The organism is Cupriavidus pauculus (assembly GCF_022179805.1).
Classification (GTDB): Bacteria; Pseudomonadota; Gammaproteobacteria; order Burkholderiales; family Burkholderiaceae; genus Cupriavidus; species Cupriavidus pauculus_E.
This window is the reverse complement of record NZ_BPUO01000007.1, coordinates 458399-483946: the sequence shown is the minus strand read 5'-3', so window position 1 is coordinate 483946 and position 25548 is coordinate 458399. Positions and strand designations below refer to the sequence as shown.

Below are 25548 nucleotides of genomic sequence, written 5' to 3'. Positions count from 1 at the left end.
GCGTGATGTCGATGCCGTTGAAAAGGATGGTGCCCGTGGTGGGCTCCAGGAATTTCGTGAGCAGATTGAAGCAGGTGGTCTTGCCCGCGCCGTTCGGTCCGATCAATGCATGGATCGAGCCGCGACGTACGCGCAGGTTGACGTCGCTCACTGCCGTGAACCCCTTGAATTCCTTCGTGAGGTTCCGTGTTTCCAGGATGATTTCCTGAGTCATAGTCTCCTGCCCGCCCTCTTGCTGCATGCCAGGTTTTGCCCGGCTACTGACAATGGTTCGAACTCCGGCGCTTTGTCGCCATGTTTGCCGCTGTAGGTATAGGTGGGAACGGCGCGGCTGCCGTGGATATCGATGCGCGAAGTGAAGGCTGCGGCACCGTATACCGGCGACTATTGTGTGCGCCTGCTGCGTCGCAAAACATCGGGGTTTGCACTAGGCGTAATACATTATCCGGACGACACCTGAGCGATGTGCGAAGCCGTACCGACGCCCGCGGCAACCGGCTTCGCAAAGTATCGTGGAAGACCCTTAGGCCGATACCGATGCCACAATTTGGGGCGTATTTGCTGCACCGCTCGCGCGCGCCTTGCGGTCGGCGCGAATCATGTCGCTGGCCCGCTCGGCGATCATGATCGTCGGCGAGTTGGTATTGCCCGACGTGATCAGCGGCATGACCGATGCATCCACCACGCGCAGGCCCGCGATGCCACGCACGCGCAGCCGGTTGTCCACCACCGCGTCGGCGTCGTCATCGGTGCCCATGCGGCACGTACCCACCGGATGGAAGATCGTGGTGCCGATGGCGCCCGCCGCTTCGGCAAGCTGCTCGTCGGTCTGGAACGCCGCGCCCGGCAGCCATTCGCTCGGCTGGTACGGCGCCAGCGCGGGCGATGCCACGATGCGCCGCGTGAGCCGGATCGAATCGGCGGCCACCTTGCGGTCCCCTTCGGTCGACAGGTAGTTGGGCGCGATCAGCGGCGCGCGCCGGAAGTCCGGGTCTTCGATATGCACGCTGCCGCGCGACGTGGGCCGCAGGTTGCAGACGCTGGCCGTGAACGCATTGAAGTCGTGCAGCGGATCGCCAAACTTGTCCAGCGACAGCGGCTGCACGTGGTACTCGACGTTCGGGCGGGCCTGCTGCGCGTCGCTGCGCGCGAATGCACCCAGCTGCGACGGCGCCATGCTCATCGGACCGCTCTGGTTGAATGCGTACTGCAGGCCGATGCCAAGCTTGCCCCACCACTTCGACGCCTGCGTGTTGAGCGTGCGCACGCCCTGTACCTTGACCACCGTACGCAGCTGCAGGTGGTCCTGCAGGTTCTCGCCCACACCGGGCAGCGCATGGCGCACGCGAATGCCCAGCGCCTGCAGCCGGTCGGGTTGGCCGATGCCGGAGAGTTCGAGCAACTGCGGCGAATTGACCGCACCAGCGGCCAGGATCACTTCTTCCTGCGCGCGCGCCTCGAGCTGCTGGCCACCACCAAGGTATTGCACGCCCACGCAGCGGCGGCCGTCCGGCCCATCGAACACGAGGCTGCTCACCTGCGCACCCGTGACAATGGTCAGGTTCGATCGATCCGACGCCTTGCGCAGGAACGCCTTGGCCGTGTTCCAGCGAATGCCGCGCCGCTGGTTCACCTCGAAATAACCCACGCCGAAGTTGTCGCCACGGTTGAAGTCATCGGTGCGCGGAATGCCGGCCTGCTCGGCAGCTTCGATGAAGCGTTCCAGGATGTCCCAGTGCAGGCGCTGCGATTCCACGCGCCATTCGCCGCCGGCGCCGTGGAAGTCATTGGCGCCACGATGATGGTCCTCGCTGCGCTTGAACAGCGGCAGCACGTTGTCCCAGCGCCAGCCGTCGTCGCCGCTGATGCGCGCCCAGTCGTCGTAGTCCTCGCGCTGGCCGCGCATGTAGATCATGCCGTTGATCGACGAGCTTCCGCCCAGCACGCGCCCGCGCGGATAGCCCAGCGAGCGGCCGTTCAGTCCCGCCTCGGCGACCGTGCGGTAGAGCCAGTCGGTACGCGGATTGCCGATGCAATAAAGGTAGCCGACCGGAATGTGGATCCAGTGGTAGTCGTCCTTGCCGCCTGCTTCGAGCAGCAGCACGCTGACATCGGGGTCCTGCGTCAGGCGATTGGCCAGCACGCAGCCGGCCGAGCCGGCGCCCACGATGATGTAGTCATACGTCTCCATTTCCCTTGCATCCTTTGCTTGCCCTGAGGGCATCGGTTTTTTTTCTTGTCGGAATGCCGGGCATCATCGCACGACTTGCGTGCCGCCGCCTTCAGGGCTTTGCCGGAGCCTCCAGGTGCCGGCGCAGCCAGTCGGCCAGTGCCGCCAGCACCTCGCCGCGCAGCGGTTCGGCCTCGTTGAAGATCTCGTGGTAGCCGTTGTCGAACCAGACCATTTCGCGCAGGTCCTCGGGCGCGCCGTCGAAGAACGTGCGGCTGCCCTGGGGGTCGACGATGCGGTCCGCACCGCCCACCAGCATCAGCATTGGCGCTTCCAGCCGCGCCGCGTCGGCCTGGGCGCGCGCCATGCCACGAATGAATGACTCCAGCACGCTAGCGCTGATCGTGCCCTGCACGAGCGGGTCGGTGCGATAGGCACGCGCCACTTCCGGATCGTGCGACAGCAGCCGGGCGTCGATCGGATTCGGCACGCGCATACGCGGCACCAATGCCAGCAGCACGCGATGCAGCGTGAGCATACTGTTGGACAACTTCAGCGCCAGCGCCGGCGATGACAGGATCAGCGCGCGAATGGGCCGCACGCGCGCCGTGGCAAAGCGTGCCGCCACCAGGCCGCCCATGCTGTGGCCCAGGACAATCGGCAACTCGTTCCATTGCCGCACCGCCGCATCGTAGATTTCGGCCAGATCATCGAGGTAGCTGTCGGGATTCGGCACCACCATGCGGGGTCCGCCGCTGGCGCCGTGTCCGCGATGATCGTAGGCACGCACACGGAGCCCCAGCGCGCACAGCACGGCGGCCACGTGGGGATAGCGTCCGCTGTGTTCGGCGAGTCCGTGTACCAGCAGCACGGTGCCCAGCGGATCGGGAAAGTGTTGTGGGTCGGGTAGCCAGGTGCGCAGCAGCAGTTCGGTGCCGTCACGCATGCGCTGGCGCGATTCGGTGGCGGGGCGGCTGGCTTCGGCGGTGTCAGGCATGGCGGTGGCCATCACAGGTTGATCCATCCCAATCGTCTCCTCGTGGGTGCCCTGCTTGTTGTTTTCGATTGCTGCCCGTATGTCTGGCTCCCCTCTCCCACGCCGTGGGAGAGGGGTTGGGGGTGAGGGCACGGCGGCTCTGCTTGCCAACTAGTCGCGATTTGAACCGCTTGCCCTCTCCCCCGCCCCTCTCCCAGAGGGAGAGGGAAGAAAACCCATCACATCGCTACCTATTTGTGACACCCCGCGCAGTCCGACGCCATATCCGAAAGAATCGGGCAGTCAGGCCGATCATCACCGGTGCACGCTTCGGCCAGCGATCGCAGCGTATCGCGCATCGCGGCCAGTTCGGCGATCCTTACCTCCAGGTCCGCCACGTGCTTGAGCGTCAGCGCCTTGACATCGGCACTGGCCCGGCCGCGATCATGCCAGAGCGACAGCAGGTTTCGAATCTCGTCGAGCGAGAATCCGAGCGTACGGGCGCGCCGGACGAAGCGCAAGGTGTGCACCGCGCGGTCGTCGTAGCGGCGGTAGCCGCCTTCGCTACGCGGCGGCGTGTCCACCAAGCCGATCGATTCGTAGTGCCTGATCATCTTCGCGGTCACGCCCGAGGCGGCCGCGGCTTCTCCAATATTCATTGCCCCTCCTTGGCCTGCGCGCCGGCCAGCGGATGCCAGCGGCGCAGCAGCAACGCATTGCCCACCACGCTGACACTCGAAAACGCCATCGCGGCACCCGCCACCACCGGGTTGAGCAACCCGGCCACGGCCAGCGGAATGCCGATCACGTTATAGATGAATGCCCAGAACAGGTTCTGCCGAATCTTGCGCACGGTGCGATGCGATACCGCCAGCGCGTCCGCCACCAGCGCAGGGTCGCCGCGCATCAGCGTGATACCGGCCGCATGCATCGCCACGTCGGTGCCGGTGGACATGGCGATGCCGACATCGGCTGCCGCCAGCGCCGGCGCATCGTTGATGCCGTCGCCCACCATCGCCACCACGGCCTCACCACCGCGCCTGAGCGCCGTCACGCGCGCGGCCTTGTCTTGCGGCAGCACCTCTGCCTGCACGTCGTCCAGGCCCAGCATCTGCGCGACCCTGGCTGCCGCGCCGGCATTGTCGCCGGTCAGCATGACGGTACGGATACCGGCTTCGCGCAACCGTGCGATGGCAGCGACCGCGCCCGGCTTGAGCGCATCGCCAAACGCCACCAGGCCCAGCACCGTGCGCTGCGCAGGATCGACCAGCCACGACACGGTGCGCCCTTCGCCGCGCAGCCGCTCGGCATCGGCCTGCAGCGTACCCGCATCGGCACCCAGCTCGGCACGCAGCCCCTCGCTGCCCAGTTGCAGCGCCTGACCACCCACCACGCCGGCAATGCCCCGGCCCGGCAGCGCACGCACGTCACTGGCCACGGGCGTCGCCACGCCGCGCTCGCTGGCCAGCGCCAACACTGCACGTGCCAGCGGATGCTCGCTGCCGGACTGCAGCGCGCCCAGCTTTGCCAGCAGCGCGGCGTCGTCGCCATCCACGGCATGCAGCGCCACCACCTCGGGCTTGCCGACGGTCAGCGTGCCAGTCTTGTCGAATGCCACCACCGATACGCGATGCGCGATTTCCAGCGCCTCGGCGTCCTTGATCAGGATGCCCGCGCGCGCGCCGGCACCGGTGCCAGCCATGATGGCCGTCGGCGTGGCCAGACCCAGCGCGCACGGGCATGCGATCACCAGCACGGCCACGGCGTTGAGCAGCGCCTGGCTCCAGTCGCCGGCGATCACGCCCCAGCCCAGCAGCGTGGCCAGCGCGATGCCCAGCACCACGGGCACGAACACGGCGCTGACCTGGTCGACCATGCGCTGGATCGGCGCCTTGGCGGCCTGCGCGTGCTCGACCATGCGGATGATGCGAGCCAGCACGGTTTCGGCACCCACCGCCACGGTGCGCGCCACCAGCAGCCCTTCGAAGTTGATCGCGCCGCCGGTCAGACGGTCACCCGGTTGCTTGGGCACGGGCAACGATTCACCGGTCAGCATCGATTCGTCGGCGTGGCTGATGCCTTCCACCACTTCGGCATCGACCGGAATCCGCTCGCCGGGCCGCACGACGATCTCGTCGCCCACGCGTACCTCGGCCAGCGCCACCGACTGCTCCACACCGCCGCGACGCACGCGTGCCGTATCGGGACGCAGTGCGGCCAGCGCGCGGATGGCGTCGGCGGTCTGGCGCTTGGCGCGCACCTCGAGCCATTTGCCCAGCCGCACCAGCGTGATGACCACCGCCGCGCTTTCGAAGTACAGGTGTGGCATGGCACCGGGTTCCGCGTCGAACATCTGCCAGATCGACAACGCGTAGGCGGCCGACGTACCCAGCGCCACCAGCAGGTCCATATTGCCCGCGCCCGCGCGCACGGCCTTGTAGCCGGCCTTGTAGAAGCGCCAGCCGCACACGAACTGCACGGGCGTGGCCAGCAGCCATTGCAACCACCCGGGCAGCATCACGTGCACGCCAAACCATTCCAGCACCATCGGCGCCACCAACGGCACCGACAACGCGGCCGAGATCGCCACGGGCCACGGGCCGCTCCAGAAATCCACACGCGGCTGTGCCGTACCCACTCCTGCGGCAGCCTCGTCGACCACCGGCTTCGCGCCATATCCGGCACGCGTCACGGCATCGGCCAGCGTCGCGGCATCGGCGGTACCGCGCAGCACCGCCACGGTGGCGCGCTCGGTGGCCAGGTTCACCTGGGCGTCCTGCACCCCCGGCACGGCGCGCAGGGCACGCTCCACGCGTCCCACGCACGATGCACACGTCATGTCGGCGATATCGAGCACCACCTCGTCGCGCGGCACGTCGTAGCCGGCATCGGCCACCGCCTTGGCGGCCGCGGCCAGTGCTGCACCGTTGTCCACATAAAGCGTGGCCTGTTCGGTGGCCAGGTTGACAGCCACGTCGTGTACGCCGGGCACCTTGGCCAGCGCGTTTTCCACGCGGCGCACGCACGACGCGCAGGTCATGCCCTCCACGGGCAGGCGCCATTCGGACGGATTCGCGGCGGCTGGAGCGACGGCGTTCAGGACGGGAGCAGAGGTGGACATGGGACGGATTCGGCAATGCGCACGGTGCGCGACAAGTGCACTGTGGACCTTACCATCATTGGAAGGTCAAGGTTTGCCACGCAGATCAGATCGCCCTTGCGCTTCCCATGATGGGAAGGTTCATACTTCAGGCCGAATCGATCTTCTCGCTAAACATTCACAAGGAGTGACACCATGATCCAGTTCCAGGTGGAAGGCATGTCCTGCAACCATTGTGTCGGCGCCATCACCCGCGCCGTCCAAGCCGTCGACCCCGCCGCGCAGGTGGCCGCCGATGTGCCGGCCCAGTCGGTCAAGGTCGAATCGGGCGCCAATCGCCAGGCGCTGCAACAGGCCATCGAGGCTGCCGGCTACCCGGTGAAGTCGGCCGCCTGAAGCAAGCCGCGCGGCAATAAAAAAGGGCACCCGAGGGTGCCCTTTTGCGTTTCTGGTCCGGTGAAGGATCAGAACTTGTAGCCTACGTTCAGGAACGTGACCACCGGATCGATCTTGATCTTGGTGTGCGACTCGACCTTGGCGCCGTTCGGCAGCGTGGTCGTGAAGTGCGCGGTACTCGACATCGGCACGTACGACACCGAGAAGCCAACGAACCACTTCTCGTTGATGGCGTAGTTGGCGCCGACGTTGAACACCGGGTTCCACGACGAGCTGGCGGTGGCCGTCATCGTCGAGCCCGGGGCGAATTCGCGCGCCACGAAGGTCTGGTTCGTGACGGTTTCGCTGGTGAACCACGTGTAGTTCACACCGATACCGACGTATGGGCGGAACTTGGTCTTGGCATCGAAGAAATGCCACTTGGCGACGATGGCCGGGCTCCACTGGCGCACTTCACCGAGTTTGCCATACTGGGCGTAGCCGCGCTCGCCGCTGACGTCGTGCTTCGGCGGGATACCCATCACGATCTCGGCCGAGATGTTGTCGGTGAAGAAGTGCCCGAACGTCAGGCCGGCGGTATCGGCCGTATCGATGCTGGCGCCAGTGTTCGGGCGCTGCGTACCGACCGGGCGGCCCCCGAGCGAATCGATCGTCAGGAGTTGCGAATCGCCGGTGGGCATCACGCGCATCCAGCCAAAGCTCACGATATTGCTGCCCGCGGACTGGGCCTGTGCGGCGCCAGCCAGTGCCATGGCGGCACCCGCCATCAGCATCTTCTTATAGATCTTTTTCATTGTTCCTCTTACTCCGTCCTCATTTGTTCCACATACAGCGAACTGCCGGCGCAATTATCCTGCGCGGCCTGCGCGGACTGTTTCAAACACGGCACGCGATCATAGAAGAAATGCCCTAACTGCAGGGTTAACCCAAAGGACGGACACTTATTTCGCTGTTTTTGCATCCAAAACGACGCGTCTGCACAACGGTTCGGTTTCACAAATGAAAAACCACTCGCTAGGAGTGGTTTTGTTGCTGCAAAGCCAGCACTCAAACACGTGTTCGGACGCTTTAGCGGAGCGTCGCCGGCCTCACTTGTGGCTGGCGAGAATGCAGGCAGCCAGGTCCCACAGCGCATAGCCCACGCTCTTGAACACCAGCGGGCTGCCGGTGCGGGCGCGCAGCGCATCGGCCTGCAGGATGGCGGTCTCGAACGGCTGCACCGTGTTCCAGTCGATGCCGGCCTGCAGCAGGTCTCCGGCCTCGTCCTCGATGCCGAACAGCGTGTCGGCCAGCAGGCGCCCTTGAGCCGATGCTGCCTGGCAGAGCGCCGGCGGCAGTTCGCACATGTCAGGCCGGAAAGCGCCCACGCCAGCCACGAAGTGCCGGTCGTTCCACAGCCCGCTATCGAGATCGGGCAGCACGGCTGTGCGGCTGGACGTCACGGTCACCACCATCGAGACGCGAGGCAGTACCGAGGCCACCTCGTCGACCACCTCCGCCTCCACACCCAGTGAACGGGCCTGCACCGCCAGCGCCTCGGCCTTGTCGCGCGTGCGGGACTGCAGCCATACCTTGCGGATCGGCAGGCCCGCGACGAACGCTTCGAGGTGGGTTTGCGCTTGCACGCCAGCACCGACGATCAGCAGTTCACCGTCAATCACCGGTGCGAATGATTGCGCCGCCAGCAGCGACACGGCGGCGGTGCGGCGCCCGGTCACCGTCGGGCCGTCCAGCATCGCCAGCCGTTCGCCGGTATGCGCGTCGGCCACCATCACCTCGCCCAGGATCGTGGCCAGCCCGCGCTGCGGATTGCCGGGATGCACGGTGATGTTCTTGGTCATCACGATGTCGCGATTGCACGCCGGCATCACCAGCAGCGTGCCCTGCCCGCGCTCCGCATCGCCAATCGGCAACGCGATCCGTGGCGGCGCCATGGCGGTGCCGTCGCGCAGCTCGCCCAGCATCGACGCGATGGCCTGGGCGAGTTCGGGGTAAGGCAGGCGGGCTGCCGTGGCGGCAGCATCGAGAGCGGGCAGCGAAGTCATCGGGATCGGGGCTTGGTGCGAAAGACAACGAAAGAAAGCGTCATTGTGGCCCAGACCGGCGCACACGCCTTCAACGCTCCACGCGCAATGATCAACGCTGCAGCGAAACCTTCTGCCCCTTGATCTCGCGCACGGTTGCGCCGCGTACCTCGATGCCGATCTCGTGTACGACCTTGCCAGCCGCATCCACAAGCTGCACGCGGTGGCGTCCGGGCCATGGCAGCCAGCCAACCTGCCCACCCTTGCCCAGCGGCTTGCCGTCCATGCGCCAGCTCACCGCGTTGGCGGTCTGTCCGGTCAGGCCATCGGCATGAAACCAGACACGCTGGGCCGCCGGCGGAATATCAGGATCGAGCGCGAAGATGGTGCCGTCGGCAGGGCTGGCGATGGCCGGCGTGCCCTGCGTCTTGCCCGGCTGCCCCACGCGGATGCGCGGCAGCGCGGTGCCTGCGAGGAACACCTCCTCACGTGCCGGCTCCAGGTCGTCGTCGAAGGTCAACGCCACGCGTTCGATGCCCGGCGGTATCGTCGGCGCGCGGCTTGGCGCATTGCGATGCAGGGACTCCATGACTTCGTGCCATACCGGCGCGGCCCCCGACACACCCGATACATCGTGCATGCTCGCGCCGCTGGCATTGCCCACCCACACGCCCACCGTGTAGCGCTGAGACCAGCCCACGCACCAGTTGTCGCGCATGTCCTTGCTGGTGCCGGTCTTCACGGCCGTCCAGAAACGCGTGGTCAGCGGGCTGTCGAGCCCGAACGTACGCGCGCGGGCGTGGCGGTCGGACAGCACGTCGCCGATGACATAAGTGGCTTGCGGTGACATCACCGTTTTGACGACGGGCAGCGGCGCACCCATCGTCATGCGCGACGGCGCATAGGCGCCCGCGTTGGCGAAACCACGATACGCATTGGTCAGCGACAGCAGCGACACATCGGCACTACCCAGCGCGAGGCTGTAGCCGTAGTAATCGCCCGACTGCGTCAATGGCAGCCCCAGCGATACCAGGCGCCGATGAAACCGGTGCGGTGTGACCATGACCAGCGTGCGCACCGCCGGCACGTTCAGCGACGACCCCAGCGCCGCGCGCAGGCTGACCCAGCCCGCATAGCGATGATCGTAGTTCTGTGGAATGTAGAGCCCGCCACCGGTGGGCAGGTTGACGGGACGATCGTCGAGCAGCGACGCGGCCGTCAGCCGCCGCTCCTCGATGGCCTGTGCGTACAGGAACGGCTTGAGCGTCGAACCAGCCTGTCGCAATGCAGCCGCATGGTCCACCTGCGACGCCGACGACAGCGCACCCGACGAGCCGACATAGGCCAGCACATCGCCGCTGGCGTTGTCGATCACCACCACGGCGCCGTCCTCGACATTGCGGCCAGACAGTTCACGCAGATGGCGATCGAGGCTGTCCACCGCCACGCGCTGCGTTTCGGCATCGAGCGTCGATGCGATCTGCTGCGGCAGGCGTCCCCCTGCTGGCGTCGCCGCGCGGGCCTGCGCCACCAGCAGGCGCCCGAGATGGGGTGCAAGGTTGGCATCGCGCCGCGTGTTCATCGCATCGCCAGAGCGTCCCACCGACTTGGCCAGCACCAGTGCGGCAAAGCCATCCAGGCCGTCGCACTCGCGTGGCAGTTTCATGTCGCGCAGGATGCCGCACGCGCGCTTCGACACCTGCTCCGCGCCGGCATTCGGGCTGCGCACCAGCGCCACGGCCAGCGCCGCCTCGCGCGCGTCGAGCCCGCTCGGCACCTTGCCGAACAGCGTCTGCGACATGGCCGACAAGCCTACCAGTTCGCCCCGGAACGGCACCAGGTTCAGATACGCTTCGAGGATCTGGTCCTTGCTCCAGCCGCGCTCCAGCGACGATGCACTGACGACCTGTCCCATCTTCTGGCCCAGGCTGCGGCCACGGCCCGCGCGCAGGTCTTCGTCGAGCAGGCCGGCCAACTGCATCGTCAGCGTCGATGCGCCACGCGTGCGCGTGTTCCACAGGTTGGCCCAAGCGGCGGCCGCCACGCCCTGCCAATCCACACCGCTGTGTGCGTAGAAGCGTCGGTCTTCCGACAGCACGATGGCCGTGCGCAAGGCGGGCGAGGTATCGGCCAGCGTCACCCAGTCACCACGACGTGCCTGGAAGTCGTCGCGCACACGCGCCACGGTCTGCCCATGACGATCGGTCACCACGACATCGGCGCTGCGCCAGTCGTTGCGCACATCGCGAAAGCTGGGCACGGCATGGGCCACGCCTGCCGACCACAGCAGTGCGCCCGCCAACACCGATACGCTTCGCTTCATCGCCACACCCACGTCCTCTTTACTCCGCGCGCCCGCTCACCACGCCGGCCACCAGCAGCACCTGTGCAATCGCATAGGTCCACCAGATGCCGAGCTGATACGTGTCGAACGGCGACAGAAACTTTGCCGTGCCGATCAGCGCATCCGACACCACGAAACACAACGCGCCCAGCGCCGCCAGCGGCGTGGGCAGGCGCGCCAGCAACGCCGCGCAACACATCACGGCCAGCACGCCGATGTAGACCACCACCGGCCACGTCAGCTGCCCCAGGTTGGGCCAGAAGCGCCCCAGCAGCGCACCCGCCGTACCGAGCACCAGCCCGCATCCCACCAGCCGATGCGCGCGCAGGTCGCCATGCAGTGGCACGAACAGGCGCAGGTAGGCCAGGTGTGCCATCAGGAATGCACCGAGCCCGCCCATGAACGAGATCCTGAGTCCCGGCAGCGCCAGCAGTAAATCGCCCAAGCCGGAGAAAACCAACGCAGTCACCAGCCAGCGCCTTTCGCCCTTGGGACGATGGAACCACGCGGCACGCGCCAGCAGCAGCGCCATCGCTGTCTTCCAGAGCGGTTGGTACGCAATCTGGCCCGTGAGCGGCGTGCCGGGCGGCAATTCCAGCGACGCCTGGAACAGCAGCACGCCGTAGGTCACGCCAGCCAGCACACCGGCAAACCACCATTCCCGCACGCGTGGGGGCATCCGCATGGTGATCCAGTTCACTTGGCGGCCCCCACCGTCAGCCGCGCGTTCGGCGTCTCGCCGAATACGTCGGGCGCGTACATGGCTTCCACGCGCGTCGGCGGCAACGCAAAGTCACCCGCGTTGTTGAGCCGCACCGTGTACTCCACCGACAGCGCACCCTTCGGCACGTAGCCGAAGTACTCGCGATACGCCTCCGGCGTGCGCTCCGTGAAATCGGACCATGCCGATTTCTGGTCGCGCGTGGCGATCACCGAATCACGGCCCAGGCCGCTGCCCAGGATCGTCGCGCCAGTCGGCACCGGATCGCTGACCACCACCCACGTCATGTCGGCTTGCGCATCGATGTCGAGCTTCACACGATACGTATCGCCACGCGACCACTTGCCCGCCACCGCCTGGTCCACCGGCGTCACGGTACGGCGGATGCGATACCCCGCCGCCACCGGCTCGCGCAGCGGCACGGCAGCCAGCGCGCGCACCGTGGCCCACGGGCGGCCCGTACCCTGCTGTTCCACCTGCAGGTTGACCGGTGCGTTCGCGGCAGGCCATGGCAGATCCAGCGCGCCACTGGCCACGCCGTCTTGATGCGTGGCCTTCGACCAGTCGAACGCGCGCGACTGGTCGCCCAGCGTGGCGCGCGCCGTGCCGGCCACCGGCGTCTTCTCGTAGACCTGCGCATAGCGGCGAATCGCCAGCACACCCCAGGCATTGGCGTTAGTCGTCATCCACGCACCGCGCGTCTGACGGCCCAGCAGGCCGGTCACCAGTTGCGGCACGTCTTCCTTCCACGCGGGCAGTTGCGACGCCAGCGCCAGCAGCTTCGCCGCATTGACGTCGCCGCCCGACATCAGCCACCACCAGTTGTCGGTGCGCTCGGTGGAGAACACCAGGCGCGTGCCCTGCACGGTCAGGCGGCTGCGCAGCAGTTGCGTGGCATCGGCGATGCGCTTGTCGCGCTCGGGGATGTCCTGCACACGCGACAGGATGGCCAGCCAGTCGATCAGCGCCGACGTGGGCCACTGGTCGGGCAGGATCTGGATCGATCCCAGCATGCGCGCCTGTGCCTTGCCGGTGCGCGACAACGCCTCGATGGCTGCGAGCTTGCGCACGTCCAGATCCATCGTCGCCGACGACGGCGCCCAGCGCTGCAGCGAGATGCGGCCCTCAACAAACGCCACCAGCCCGCGCTCCATCTGTTCGCGCTGTGCCTCGGGAATGCGCATCGGCAGGCCCGCACGCGCGGCTTCATCGGAGATCGCCAGCAGATAGGCCGTCAGCACCTCGCTGCCCGACTGGCTGTCGCTGCGCAGCGGGAAGTACGAGGCCAGGCCATTCGTATCGAGATACGACGGCAGTTGCGCCATCAGCGCGTCCCACGCGGCCGCATCGCCCAGGCCGAGCGATTTCGACGAACGCTGCTCCAGGCACGTGAACGGGTAGTTGCGGAACCACTCGCGCACACCCGGCATGCCACCCGCCAGCGACGACTGCAGTGCAACCTGCATGCCGCCGCGCAGCTTGCCCGACGGATCGGCCAGCGCGCCGGCCGGAGCCTGCACCGGCACCGACATGTTCGGCGTCAACTGCGCCAGCATCGCCTGCTGCACGGTCACCGGCACGGCAGGTACGATCTGCTGCGATACCTTGAGCTTGTCGCTGGCGCCACCGCTGCCCTTCTCCGTCGCGGCCAGTTCCCACAGGATCGTGCCGCTACGGCTGTACGCAAGCAGCGCCGGCGCCGTGACGTCCCACTGGATCTCGCGTGCCTCGCCCGCCGGAATCTGCACGGTCTGCGCCGGCAGCGTCTGCGCATCGACCAGCGTGGCGCGCGCGGTGGCTTCCACCGTCATCGCGCGCTGCGTGGTGTTGCGCAGCGTGAACATGGCGCGGTACTTGTCGTCCTCGCGCACCAGCAGCGGCAGCCCTGAAATCATCTGCAGGTCCTGCGTGGCGGCAATCGTCGCGCTGCCGCTGCCAAAGCGGTTCACGCCCAGGTCGGCCACGGCCACGATGCGGAAGCTCGTCAGCGAATCGTTGAGCGGCACGTCCAGCGTCGCCTTGCCTTCGCCGTCGAGCTGCACGCGCGGATTCCACAGCAGCAGCGTGTCGAACAGTTCGCGCGTGGGGCTCTTGCCCCCACCGCCGCCCGCCGGCACGGCCTTGCGGCCATAGTGGCGGCGGCCGATGATTTCCATCTGCGCCGTCGACGTCTCCACACCGTAGCTGCGCGGCTGCACCATCGCATCGAGCAGGTTCCAGCTCGTGTTCGGCATCAGCTCCAGCAGCGCCTGGTCGACAGCGGCCAGCGCCACCTCGCCATTGGCCGCGGGCTTGCCGTCGGGCAGCTTGACCTGGACGGTCACACGCGCCTTGCCGCGCACCGGGTAGCTGGCCTTGTCGGGCGTCACCGAGACATCAAGCCGGTACGCTTCATTGCCCACGCGGATCTGTGCCAGCCCCAGCCGGAATGCTGGCTTGGACAGGTCGACCAGCGGCGACGGTGCCACGTACTCCTTGCCCTCACTGCGGAACGCGTGCCACCAGTCCAGCGGCTGACGCCAGCCCCACTGGAAGAACGAGTACCACGGCACCTCGCGCAGCCGGCCGCGCAGGCTCAGCACCGATACGTAGACGTTCGGTCCCCATTCGGGCTTGACCTTGAGCTTGATGGTCGGATCGCTGCCGTTCAGTTCCACCACCTGCGTATCGAGAATGCCTTCGCGCTCCACGGCCACCAGTGCAGTGGCACGACGGAACGGCATGCGCACCTGGAACACGGCGGTGTCACCCGGCGCATAGGCGCGCTTCTCGGGCAGCACATCCATGCGGTCATGGTTCTCGCCGCCGAACCAGAGTTCACCCTGGCGCGTCACCCAGACAGTCGTGGCCGCCTGCGCGGTACGTCCATCGGCATCGCGCGCATTGGCGATCAGTTCGATTTCGCCGGCCTGTGTCAGCGCCACCTCGCAGCGGGCACGTCCCTGTGCATCGGTGCGCGCATCGCACACCACGCCCAGGTCCTTGGTCTCGCTGCGGTTGTCGTAGCGATAGAAGCCGCCGACCACGCGCTTGCGTGCCGACGTGGTGATGCGTGCGCGGGCCTTGATCTGCACCGGCGCTTCGGCCACGGGCTTGCCCTGCGTATCAAGCACCACAGTGTGCACGGCAAGCTTCTGACTGACCGATACCCAGTTGGCCGCACGGATGCCGACCACCACGGCCGACGGCCACAGCGACACCGTCTGACGCAGCGTCTGGATCTCGCCGTTCGGATCGGCAAAGCCGGCTTCCAGCACCAGGTCGCGCGGTGCATCCACCTTCGGCAGGTTCTTGACCGTGAGCTTGCCGTTGCCGTCCTTGTCCAGCGTCAGCGGCAGCTTGTCAGCCACAAGCTTCTCGGATTCGTCGCGCGAGCCCTCGCTGTCCTGGTCCTCTTCCTCGTCACCGCTGCTGCTTTGCCGCTGCACGCGCGGCGGGTCGAAGGCGTAGTCGTCGTAGTCGGCGAAATTCACCGACTTGCCGCGCATCAGTGCCGACAGCCTCACCGGCAGCCCAGCAGCACCGCCACCATTGAGGTAGTGGATCTCCATGCTGACCGGCACCTCGGCCGGGGCCACCAGCGCATTACCCTTGGCCTTGGCATCCTTGGGCACCGACAGCGTGCCGGACAGCACCGGCAGGCGGAACGCTTCGACGCGGAAGCTGCCGCTATCGAGCGTGCGGTCGTTGTCGTAGACCAGTGCCACATCGTAGACGCCGAGCTTGGCGGCTGGCGGCACCTGGAACGTGTTCTCGGCGCTACGGCCGCCGGTGGCGGTGATGCGCCACGTCAGCGGCATCTCGTACTTCTGGCCACTGCCCTGGTGCGTGATCAGCAGCTTGGCCGGCATGGCCTGCGGCAACGCAAAGCCCTGCCCCGTCTCGTTGCGGATCAGGTGCTTCATCGACACCGTTTCGCCGGCACGCAACAGCGTGCGATCGAACACGGTGTGCGCGCGCACGCTCTGCTTCGGACTCAGGTCGGTCGGCACATTGAAGCGCCAGGTCTCGATGCCGCGATTCCAGTCCGACATCACGAATGCCATGTCGGCCTTGCCACGTGCCTGCGCGTGATCGGCAGCGATGCGCGCCGACACGAAGTAGCCATTCATGCCGTTGGCGCAATCCTTGTAGCGGCGATCCGGCAGCTTGGCGAAGCGCGCCACGCCGGTGGCATCGGTGGTGCCCTGGCCCAGCAGTTCGCCGTCGCAGCTACGCACGGCAACCTTGGCATTGGCCACGGGCTTGCCGTCGTCGAGCGTGGTGACCCACGCCAGGCCGCTCATGTCGCCGTCGTTCTCGCCGCGCGCCAGCTTGAAGTGCACGCCGAGGTTGGTCACCAGCGCGGCGGTGCGCACGTACATCGGCGCCTTCTTGCCCAGCAGCGCCTCGCCCAGCATCGGCGAGGCAATCTCCACGACGTGGAAGCCGGGTTCAGGCAACGGAATGCCCACCACCTCGAACGGACGCGGCGTGGTGTCGGTGGATTTCGGAATGGCCAGCTTCTTCGCACCAGCCGCGCCGTCGAGCAATGACACCGAACGCGTTTCGATGGCCGGTGCATTGCGCGGGCTCTGCACCGAGTACGGCGCCTGACCCGCGCGAATCGCAGCGATCTGCTCGCGCGTCCAGGTGTTCTCGTGCATGCGCTTGACCATGCCGAACCAGCGCAGGATCGCGCCGTCGTCGTCCACCTTCAGGCGCGCCACGGTGCCGGCCTCGGCACGCACGGCCAGCGCTGGCAGATCGGCCTCGACGTTGCGCAACGTCACGGGCAGCAGCGGCGGATAGTCGTCAGGCGACTTGCCGCGCGGGACATCGGCAAAACGCTCCACCACGCCAAACGGCGCCGCAGCGAACTTCGCCAGCGGCGGCAGCGACGCGGTGGTCAGCTTGATCGGGAACAGGTCGGCGTTGCTGAGCGCGCGGCCGCTTTCGTCCTTGAGGTCTTTCGGCGCCTCGATCGTCACGCTGGCCTTTTCCGGGAACGGCCCCTTGAACGTGACGGTGGATACCGGTGCATCGGCGGCCTCGTCCGGATCGAACGATGGCGCCTTGGGCCCCGACGGCGTCTTCATCACGATCTTCTCGGCCACCTTGCGCGGCACTGGCGCGGTGAAGGTGACCGTCATCGGACGCAGCGGCGTGCACGGCGCCTCGGCGCGCTCACGCTCGCAGGTGAAGCCCGCCGAGAAGGGTTCGCGTACCTGGAAGTCGAAACGCCGGGGTGCCGTGGTGGCCAGCCCCGATGGCGTGGCAATGCCGGCATCGAGTACAAGCTGCATGCGTGCACCGGCCGGCAGGCGCTGCTGGCAGGCCAGCAGGTGCACAGCGTCGGCGTCGCGCTTGACCACGTCCTTCCAGTTCAGCGCTTCGATGACGCTGTCGCGTTCCTTGCCGCCCAGCACGCGCACCGGAATGCGCTCGCCAACGCCTTCGGCCTGGCACCAGGCATGCGCGCGGATGGAGCCGGCCGTGGCCGCGCCGTTGAAGCGCAGCGCAAAGACCTGGTCTTCCTCGACCTGCCCGCCCGACGGGCGCGCCGAGATGACGATCGGGCCACCCGTTTCAAAGCGGTATTCGGGCTTGCCGGTGTAGGCCTTGCCGGCCACGCTCTTGAGCCCGGCGGCCATCTGTACCGTGCAGCGCACGCCCGGCGGCAGGTCACGCTCGAAGTCGTAGACCCAGTTGGTGGCATTGACCCAGCGTCCGCTGCCGCCCACGCCGCCGATGCATGACACCGATGCCGGCGCTGCGGCCTTGAGGTCGCCCATCGGCACCATCGCTTCGTCGAAGCGGATGGCCACCTGGCGCACCTGCGGATTCACCCCTTCGGGCGAAAAGCGCGTGACCTGCGCGGCGGACGCGGCTGGCGCCCATGTCACTGCGCTCAATACCAGACCTGCTGCGGTGGCGATGGCCGCCGTGGCGATCCTCCCGATCATGCTGCCTTCTCCCGAATTGGCTCCGCGCGAGCGTGACATGTGCGGGTAGCAAGCGCAAGCCTCTGCACATTTCGGCAGAACTGCCCGGCGGTTTAGCGCAAATGCGACAGCGGCAGCGGGCCTTCGCTCTTGAGCGCAGTCAGCACGATGTTGGACCGGATGCTCTCCACGCCAGGCACGCGCATGAGCCGTTTCATCGTGAATTCGGCCAGCCGAGGCAGGTCCGGCACCACCACGCGGATCAGGTAGTCGGCCTCGCCGGCCACCGAATAGCACTCCTGCACTTCCTCCAGCAGCAGGATCTCCTCGCGGAAGCGCTCGATGTTGGTGTCGCCGTGATGGGCCAGCTTCACGCTGATGAATACCAGCACGCCCAGGCCCAGCGCCTGGGTCGACAGATTCACCCGGTAGCCGGTGATCACACCATCGGCTTCCAGCTTGGCGAGGCGGCGCCCCACCTGGCTGGGCGACAGGTGCACCCGTTCCGCCAGTTGCTGATGGGTGGACCGGCCATCGACCTGCAGGGCGGCCAGCAGGGCAAGGTCATAGGGGTCGAGATTGGCGTTGAGCATATGCGCATGTATCCCGCACTTTCGAATCAGAATATGCGGATTATATGCACTGCCACGGCAAAGAACGGCGATCTTGCGGCCTTTTCGCGTCATTGGCTGGCTAGACTATGCATGAATTCCGCATCAGTCGGATACCCGATCAAATCGAATCAACGTTGGAGACGCAACGCATGACGCCCTCGGCCGCCACCCCGGACACCGGCAACTTTGCCGGCACGCTTACCGCCAAGCTCAAGGAACAGTTCGCTGAAGGCCTGTTGTCTGGCCAGGAACTGCGCCCGGACTTCACCATCGCCCAACCGGTGCACCGCTATACGGACACCGACCATGCGATCTGGCGCAAGCTCTATGACCGCCAGGCGTCGATGCTGCAGGGCCGCGTCTGCGACGAATTCCTGCAGGGCCTGGTCACGCTGGGCATGGAACGCGACCGCGTGCCCGATTTCGACCAGCTCAACGAGATGCTGATGCGCGCCACGGGCTGGCAGGTGGTGGCCGTGCCGGGCCTGGTGCCCGACGAGGTGTTCTTCGAGCACCTGGCCAATCGCCGCTTTCCGGCAAGCTGGTGGATGCGCAAGCCGGAACAGCTCGACTACCTGCAGGAACCGGACTGCTTCCACGACGTGTTCGGCCATGTGCCGCTGCTGATCAACCCGGTGTTCGCCGACTACATGGAGGCGTACGGCAAAGGTGGCCTGAAGGCAGCCAAGCTCGGCGCGCTGGACATGCTGGCGCGGCTGTACTGGTACACGGTGGAATTCGGCCTGATCCGCACGCCGGTCGGGCTGCGCATCTTTGGCGCGGGCATCCTGTCCAGCCAGGGTGAGTCGATCTACAGCCTCGATTCGGCCAGCCCGAACCGCATCGGCTTCGACCTGCACCGCATCATGCGCACGCGCTACCGCATCGACACGTTCCAGAAGACCTACTTCGTGATCGACAGCTTCGAACAGCTGTTTGACGCCACGCGCCCGGACTTCACCGCGCTGTACCCGGAACTGCGCGCGCTGCCGACGCTGGGCGCCGGCCACATTGCCGACGGCGACCTGGTGATCCACACCGGCACCCGCGAAGGCTGGGCCGACAGCGACGACATCTGACCGCTCCGGGCGCCCTGCTGCCGCGCCCGGCCCGTTTTGCCGCTTTGTGAAACAATGCCGGCATGCCCGGGCCGCCGCCCCAACGGCGCGGTCCGGGCGGGCTGGCATTTGTCGTGTTCCCCAAGACCACTCTTCAGTTCGAGCCCATCATGACCCCTCTTTCGCAAGACGCCCGCAAGCCGCTGCTGGCGGCGCTGCCCGGCTGGACGCCCGTCCAGGACCGTGACGCCATCCAGAAATCGTTCAAGTTCGCCGATTTCAACGCCGCATTCGGCTTCATGACGCGCGTGGCGCTGCAGGCCGACAAGGTGGATCACCACCCCGAGTGGTTCAACGTGTACAACCGCGTGGACATCACGCTGTCCACGCACGATGCCAACGGCCTGACCCAGCGCGATATCGACCTGGCCACGTTCATCGAACGGGCTGCCGCCGGCCTGGCCCGCTGACTTCATCCCCGGCGGCTCCGGCCGCTGTAGGGCAACTGAAAGGCAGGCCACGGGCCTGCCCTGTACAATCGGCGACATTGTTTACGTTTCAATGTCACCTGTACCGCCATGCGTATCCTGCTGATCGAGGACGACCGTCAAATCGCCAGCGGCGTGGAGGCCGGGCTATCCCGCGCCGGCCACCAGGTACGCGTGGTGCACGACGGTGTCTATGCCACCGACCACCTGCTCAAGGAGCAGCACGACCTGGTCATCCTGGACCTGGGCCTGCCTGGCATCGATGGCATGACCCTGCTGGCGCGCTACCGTGCCCGCAACCGCACCACTCCCGTCCTGATCCTGACTGCGCGCGACGAGCTGGAAGACAAGCTCTCGGGCCTGAACGCGGGCGCCGACGACTACCTGGTCAAGCCATTCGCCCTGCCTGAGCTGGAAGCACGCGTGCGCGTGCTGCTGCGCCGCAGCCAGCATGGCGAGGCCGCCCCCGAGCGCGATGTGCGGCTGGGCCGCCTGCGGCTGTCGGGCAACGACCGGCGCATGTTCGTCGATGGCCGTCCGCTGGAACTGTCGCCGCGTGAATTCGCCGTGCTGGAACTGCTGCTGCAGCGCCAGGGCCGTGTGGTCAGCAAGGCGCAGTTGCAGGACCACCTGGCCACGTTCGCGCACCCGGCCGGCGAAGGCGGCGATACCGTGGGCGACACGGCCATCGAGGTGTACGTGCACCGCGTGCGCAAGAAGCTTGAAGACGCCGACGTGGAAATCGTCACGGTGCGCGGCTTCGGCTACCTGCTGCAGATCCGCGCCGGCCACTAGCTGCCCGCCGGACGCTGACGTCCCCACCCGCCATGTGGCCGCGTTTTCCTTCCTCTCCTGCCCAACCCGGCGACGCCAGCGCCCCGGGCAAACGGGTGCGCGGCGGCCGTAACCGGGGCAATGCCGCACAACGCGGCGCATCGAACCCGAGCCTGCGCATCCACCTGCTGCGCGCGCTGGCCACGCCGCTGTTCGCGCTGGTGCTGACCAGCGGGTCGCTGTCGTACTGGCTGGCGGCGCACTACACCACACAGGTATTCGACCGCGCGCTGTACGGGGTGGCCAACAACATCGCCCAGCAGATCCGCATTGCCGGCCCCCGGCTGGAGCAGGACATCCCGACCATCGCCCAGACCCTGGTGGAAGCCGAGGGCTCGGACCGCATCTACTGGCGCATCCACGGCCCGGACGGCCTGATCGGCGGCATGGATACCTGGCTGGGCTACGGCACGGGCCAGACCTCGCTGCACGATGCCCGGCTGTTCTATGCCTGGTTCAGCGGCCGCCAGGTGCGCGCGGTGCGCCTGCCGGTGAGCCTGCCCAGCCCGGCCACCGATGAAATGGGTACCACGCCCACCGAGGCGCAGATCCCGCGCGGACCGATCGTGGTGGAGGTGGCCGAGCTGCTGGACAGGCGCGAGACGGCGGCCAACGAGATCCTGCTGTCGGTATCGGTGCCGCTGATCCTGCTGCTGCTGGTGGGCAGCCTGATCCTGTCGCACGTGCTCAAGGAAGAACTGGTCCCGCTGCAGATCCTGACCGACAAGCTGAACCGCCAGACCGCGCGGTCGCTGGCCGCGCTGGACGAGACCCAGGTGCCGGCCGAGGTGGAACCGCTGATCCGCGCGCTCAATGCGCTGCTGTCGCGCCTGCGCGATGCGCTGGACGCCCAGCGCAAGTTCATCGCCGATGCCGCCCACCAGTTGCGGACCCCGCTCACCGCCGTGAAGCTGCATGCTGACCGCGCGGTGGAAGCCGATTCGCTGGACGTGGCGCGCCATGCGCTGCGCGAAGTCCAGACCGCCGCCGACCGCGCCGTGCGGCTGTCGAACCAGTTGCTGTCGCTGGCACGGGCCGAACCGGGCCTGTCGCTGGAACGGCTGGGCCCGGTCGAGCACTTCGACCTGGCGGAACTGGCTTTCGAGATTGGCGCGGAATGGGTGCCGCAGGCGCTGGCGCGGCGCGTGGACCTGGGCTTCGAGGTGTTGCCCGGCCCTACTTTCACGGGCGGCGCGCCGGCCGTGGTGCGCGGCAACCGCCTGCTGATGCGCGAGGCGCTGTCCAACCTGATCGACAACGCCGTGAAGTATGTGCCGCCGGGCGGACGCATCACGGTGCGTGCCGGTGGCGAGGCCATGGGCCATCGCGGCATGGCCGTGGTGATGGTGGAAGACAACGGGCCGGGCATTCCGGCCGCGCGCCGCGAGGAAGTCTTCAAGCGCTTCTTCCGCGGCGATCACACGCCTGGCGTACCCGCGCTGCAGGCGTCTCCGGGCGGGGCCGGGCTGGGCCTGGCCATCGTGCACGAGATCATCACCCTGCACCAGGGCACGATCCGCATCGAGGATGTGCCGGCGCAGGCCAGCTCCCTGGCGCCCACGGCACCGGCAGCCATGGCGGGCGGGCCCGACGACGGCGCCACGCCCGAATCATCGGAATCGTCCGCTCGCCGGCCGTCCATGCGCTTCGTGATCCGGATCCCGTGCGAGGCGCCGGGCACCGCGCCGGCCTAAGACCTACCTATTCCCTGGCCCCGCCTACTTGGGCGCGAGCATGGTGTGGCGGCACTTCGGGCTGCCACAGCGGCACTCGTACTCCTTCTTCAGCTTCTTGGTATAGCGCGCGTCAATGACCAGGCCGTAGTCATAGAACAGCTCTTCGCCTTCGGCGATGTCGCGCAGGGCGTGAATGTAGACGTGGCCCTTCTTCTCGCGCGCCTCGCAGTTCGGCTCGCAGGCGTGGTTGATCCAGCGCGCACGGTTGCCACCGAACTTGGCGTCGATGACGTTGCCGTCCTCCAGGCTGAAGTAGAACGTGTGGTTCGGGTCAGCCGGGTCGTGGGGGTGACGCTTGAGCGCTTCCTTCCACGAGATGTGTTCGCCCTTGTACTCGATGACGCGCTCGCCCTCGGCAATGGCGCCAATCGCATAGACACCCTTGCCGTGCACGCCAGACTGGCGCACTTCGATGCGATCACTGGCGGTCTTCTTCTTGCCCGCCTTCTCCTTCAGGTTGCTGGCGTCCTTGGCCTTATCCGACATGCTGATGTTCCTGTTGGGCCGGTCCAGTCCGGCGCGAACGCGATGATACCCGGGCCACCGTGTCAGGTATACGCATCAACCAGCACACAACGAGGCAGATGTTTACGGACCTGTTTACGTATACCGATGTGGATAACCGGCCCCGTTTCTGTGGATAAGCGCGCGGGTTTGGTGTGGGCTGCCTGGGGCTGGGCTGGGGACGGTATACGTACAAGTCGGCAGGTATACATCCCTCATCCCATCCGGAAGGTTGAGTCATCCACGCGAGCCAACATCTCATCCCTGCGCTTTCGGTATACGTAAACGCTTGATCCGCTTGACGTATACGGGGTTATCCACAGAAAAGGCCGTGGCTTATCTATCACTACTATTCGTATACATAAAGAAAAGAAGTAAACCCTACGCAGAAGGCCTGAGCCGAAGGGCGTATACGCAGCGTCGGGGAGAGACGCCCGTTTTTGTACGAGATGAAAAAATGTGCAACGGGCTCATGACGCAGGGGACGGGTACGACGGGCGCAATTCGCAGCGCTGTACGCGGGTATACGTTTCGATGCGGCGTAATAGCCTCTTTTAAAAGGTTTGCATGCGTATACGACCCGCTCGTGACACGTATACGGCCTGGAACCCGCGTATACGCCCTCAGAGCCCTTGGACACCCCCGCCCCTCTCCAGAGACACTGGAGGCCTTCCAGGGCGCTGAGAGGCCGTATACGCCCTGTCTGTGGCCCGTATACCTCCCCCGGTGCCGTTGCAGCCCCGTGGATCCATTCCACGAGCTCCCGCGAAAAGTGCTGCGCAAAAACCGTAAAACGCCCTGCGCGCGACGAGCCAAAACCCCGCGAACCTTGACCTGAAGCGGCTTCGCGGCGGGTGCCGGTAACAAACTGTTCCCGGTGCGGCGTGTCCGACACGGTATGATGTGGCCCGCGGCGTCTTTGCCGGGGCGGCTTGCGGGCAGGCCCCCGGGCAGGACGTCAGTGTTTTTTCAACTCGATACGGAGTGAAGCATGACGAAAACCGAACTGATCGACGCGATCGCAGCAGGCGTGGACGGTCTGACCAAAGCGAAGGCCGAACAGGCCCTGAACGTGACCCTGACCGCCATCATGGATGCCGTGGCCAAGGGCGATACCCTGAGCCTGATCGGCTTTGGTACCTTCAGCAAGGGCGAACGTGGCGAGCGCATGGCCCGCAACCCGCGCACCGGCGAAGAAATCAAGGTGGAAGCTGCGAAGACCGTGAAGTTCAAGGCAGGTCAGAAGTTCAAGGACGCCGTCAACCAGTAATGCCGACGGGCATGCAGTTCGCCCGCATCGCATGACCCCGCCGTGCCGCCGCCCAAGCCCGAAAAGCGGCGCCGGTGCGCAGCGCGCGGGGACGTTATCCACACCATTTTTCCCGCAGCTCTGCGTGGAGAATCGCACAGCCGGCAGGGCCACTTCACAGGGCTGCCGCAACCGCGCGAAAATGTCATCCACGCTTGGCTGATCAAGGCCTTGCGCGAAATCAGGATTCACGAGCCTGACATGTCGCATCCCTTGCCCCAGCGCAGATTTCCACAGCTTTATTCACAGCGCTTTCCACACAAACTTCCACAGCATTCTCCACAGGCGCGCACGCGCGGCTGGCAGATCCTGGTGGGGGCTGTGGCGCTTGCCGTCCTGTGCGGTTGCAGCACATCGCCGCCCCGTACCGCGCGTCCGCAGGCGGTGCCCTTGCCCGACTACGGGCGTGTGAACACTCCCCCTGGCGCCACGCCGCGTGAACGCATCGTCGATATTGCCCTGCAGGAATGGCGCAAGTGGGGCAGCCAGGTCGTGCACATCGGCCGCGACGATTCCGCCTGCGTGACCCAGAGCCCGCTGCCGGCCCCCGTACCGCCCGAGCAAGCCATTGGGTTTGGTGCCAACGGACAGGCCGCGCAGCCGTCGGCGGACGTCGACATGGACGACGACGGCGACGCAAGCTGCCTGCGCTTTCCCGACGGCACCGGCATGGAGGCCACGGCACAGGGCTGCCGGATGGCCCAGCGCTACTGGGGCATCGTGGGCGAAGCGCCCGACTGCCGCCAGGTCACGCAGGGTGCCTGGGCATGGTCGGCGGTGTTCATTTCCTGGGTCATGCGCCACGCCGGGCTCGATAACGCCCAGTTCCTGACCGGCCAGTCCCATTCGATGTACGTGGTGGATGCGCGCGACGGCATCCTGCAGCGCCCTGCGTTCCACGTCGAACCGGTGCCGGGCGTGCCGCGTCCTGGCGACATGATCTGTGCCGGCCGCGGGCGCGACAAATACCTGTCGGATCCTGCCGAGATCGGTTTCGGCACGACGCCGATGCATTGCGACATCGTGGTGGAAGTGGACCGTGCCGCCGGCGTGGTCAAGGCCATCGGCGGCAATGTCCAGCAATCGGTGTCGATGGATGTGATCGACCTCAACGACGCCGGCCAGCTCGACGGCTTCACGAACTCGCACATGCCGTGGCTGCTGATCATGCGTAACGACTTGCAGTAATCCGTTCGATTCGTTACCGGCGGTAGTTTCTCAACATCGCCCCGTTGCATTGACGGGGATTCCCCCGGCACGGAACACTGCGCGACACGCTTTTCATGAGTTTTCCGCATGTCTGCCGCAGCTCCCTCCCCTGCTTCATCCGCGCCGCGCACGCCGGCGAGC

General features: G+C 66.6%; 19 protein-coding genes. 7 read left to right on the top strand and 12 right to left on the bottom strand.

All coding sequences use genetic code 11. The features are described from left to right. The 5 genes from MFF62_RS17475 to MFF62_RS17455 form a co-directional block, all read right to left on the bottom strand. Positions 1 to 214: ATP-binding cassette domain-containing protein (locus MFF62_RS17475; protein WP_238264375.1), on the bottom strand; the 214-nt coding region annotated here is incomplete at its 3' end. Between the two features lie 309 nt (positions 215 to 523). Beyond that, entirely contained in the window at positions 524 to 2191 is a 1668-nt protein-coding gene (locus MFF62_RS17470; RefSeq protein ID WP_238264374.1) for a GMC family oxidoreductase, read from the bottom strand. Between the two features lie 91 nt (positions 2192 to 2282). After that, positions 2283 to 3194 (bottom strand): alpha/beta hydrolase, encoded by a 912-nt coding sequence (locus MFF62_RS17465; RefSeq protein WP_404990773.1) that lies wholly within the window; start codon positions 3192 to 3194, stop codon positions 2283 to 2285. A gap of 203 nt (positions 3195 to 3397) precedes the next feature. Next, the gene (gene cueR / locus MFF62_RS17460) at positions 3398 to 3805 is read right to left on the bottom strand and encodes a Cu(I)-responsive transcriptional regulator (protein ID WP_238264373.1); all 408 of its coding nucleotides are present in this window, start codon (positions 3803 to 3805) and stop codon (positions 3398 to 3400) included. Further along, positions 3802 to 6267 (bottom strand): heavy metal translocating P-type ATPase, encoded by a 2466-nt coding sequence (locus tag MFF62_RS17455; RefSeq protein WP_238264372.1) that lies wholly within the window; start codon positions 6265 to 6267, stop codon positions 3802 to 3804. Before MFF62_RS17455 ends, cueR begins: the two co-directional genes overlap by 4 nt. Positions 6268 to 6441: 174 nt before the next feature. On the opposite strand from MFF62_RS17455, the gene MFF62_RS17450 reads away from it, so the two are divergent. Then, positions 6442 to 6642, top strand: a complete 201-nt coding sequence (locus tag MFF62_RS17450) for a heavy-metal-associated domain-containing protein (RefSeq protein WP_238264371.1) — start codon at positions 6442 to 6444, stop codon at positions 6640 to 6642. A gap of 68 nt (positions 6643 to 6710) precedes the next feature. On the opposite strand, the gene MFF62_RS17445 is transcribed toward MFF62_RS17450, so the two are convergent. From MFF62_RS17445 to MFF62_RS17420, 6 genes are all read right to left on the bottom strand, one after another. Then, positions 6711 to 7436, bottom strand: a complete 726-nt coding sequence (locus MFF62_RS17445; protein ID WP_238264370.1) for an OmpW/AlkL family protein — start codon at positions 7434 to 7436, stop codon at positions 6711 to 6713. A 294-nt stretch (positions 7437 to 7730) separates the two neighbouring features. Then, positions 7731 to 8687, bottom strand: coding sequence for a delta(1)-pyrroline-2-carboxylate reductase family protein (locus MFF62_RS17440; RefSeq protein ID WP_238264369.1), 957 nt, complete (start codon positions 8685 to 8687; stop codon positions 7731 to 7733). 91 nt (positions 8688 to 8778) lie between these two features. Further along, positions 8779 to 10989 carry a penicillin-binding protein 1C gene (pbpC, locus tag MFF62_RS17435; protein ID WP_238264368.1) on the bottom strand — a complete coding sequence of 737 codons (2211 nt, stop codon included), beginning with the start codon at positions 10987 to 10989 and terminating at the stop codon, positions 8779 to 8781. Positions 10990 to 11008: 19 nt separating this feature from the next. Beyond that, complete coding sequence (locus MFF62_RS17430; protein WP_404990772.1) at positions 11009 to 11695, bottom strand: lysoplasmalogenase; 687 nt, start codon at positions 11693 to 11695, stop codon at positions 11009 to 11011. A gap of 11 nt (positions 11696 to 11706) precedes the next feature. After that, positions 11707 to 17676 carry an alpha-2-macroglobulin family protein gene (locus MFF62_RS17425; RefSeq protein WP_238264366.1) on the bottom strand — a complete coding sequence of 1990 codons (5970 nt, stop codon included), beginning with the start codon at positions 17674 to 17676 and terminating at the stop codon, positions 11707 to 11709. A gap of 92 nt (positions 17677 to 17768) precedes the next feature. Next, complete coding sequence (locus MFF62_RS17420; protein ID WP_238264365.1) at positions 17769 to 18248, bottom strand: Lrp/AsnC family transcriptional regulator; 480 nt, start codon at positions 18246 to 18248, stop codon at positions 17769 to 17771. 170 nt (positions 18249 to 18418) lie between these two features. Here MFF62_RS17420 and phhA point away from each other — a divergent pair, with 170 nt between their 5' ends. The 4 genes from phhA (at position 18419) to MFF62_RS17400 (ending at position 22343) form a co-directional block, all read left to right on the top strand. Then, positions 18419 to 19348 carry a phenylalanine 4-monooxygenase gene (gene phhA, locus MFF62_RS17415; protein WP_238264364.1) on the top strand — a complete coding sequence of 310 codons (930 nt, stop codon included), beginning with the start codon at positions 18419 to 18421 and terminating at the stop codon, positions 19346 to 19348. Between the two features lie 149 nt (positions 19349 to 19497). After that, positions 19498 to 19797, top strand: a complete 300-nt coding sequence (locus MFF62_RS17410; protein ID WP_238264363.1) for a 4a-hydroxytetrahydrobiopterin dehydratase — start codon at positions 19498 to 19500, stop codon at positions 19795 to 19797. Positions 19798 to 19905: 108 nt separating this feature from the next. Further along, positions 19906 to 20610, top strand: coding sequence for a response regulator transcription factor (locus MFF62_RS17405; protein WP_066737789.1), 705 nt, complete (start codon positions 19906 to 19908; stop codon positions 20608 to 20610). Between the two features lie 32 nt (positions 20611 to 20642). After that, positions 20643 to 22343 (top strand): sensor histidine kinase, encoded by a 1701-nt coding sequence (locus tag MFF62_RS17400; RefSeq protein WP_238264362.1) that lies wholly within the window; start codon positions 20643 to 20645, stop codon positions 22341 to 22343. 24 nt (positions 22344 to 22367) lie between these two features. On the opposite strand, the gene MFF62_RS17395 is transcribed toward MFF62_RS17400, so the two are convergent. Then, on the bottom strand, positions 22368 to 22871 hold the full coding sequence (locus tag MFF62_RS17395) for an SET domain-containing protein (RefSeq protein WP_238264361.1): 504 nt from the start codon (positions 22869 to 22871) through the stop codon (positions 22368 to 22370). A gap of 1009 nt (positions 22872 to 23880) precedes the next feature. Between MFF62_RS17395 and MFF62_RS17390 the strand changes: the two genes are divergently transcribed. After that, positions 23881 to 24159 carry an HU family DNA-binding protein gene (locus MFF62_RS17390; RefSeq protein WP_238264360.1) on the top strand — a complete coding sequence of 93 codons (279 nt, stop codon included), beginning with the start codon at positions 23881 to 23883 and terminating at the stop codon, positions 24157 to 24159. A 240-nt stretch (positions 24160 to 24399) separates the two neighbouring features. Beyond that, positions 24400 to 25386 carry a DUF2272 domain-containing protein gene (locus tag MFF62_RS17385; protein ID WP_238264359.1) on the top strand — a complete coding sequence of 329 codons (987 nt, stop codon included), beginning with the start codon at positions 24400 to 24402 and terminating at the stop codon, positions 25384 to 25386. The last annotated feature ends 162 nt before the right edge of the window (positions 25387 to 25548 follow it).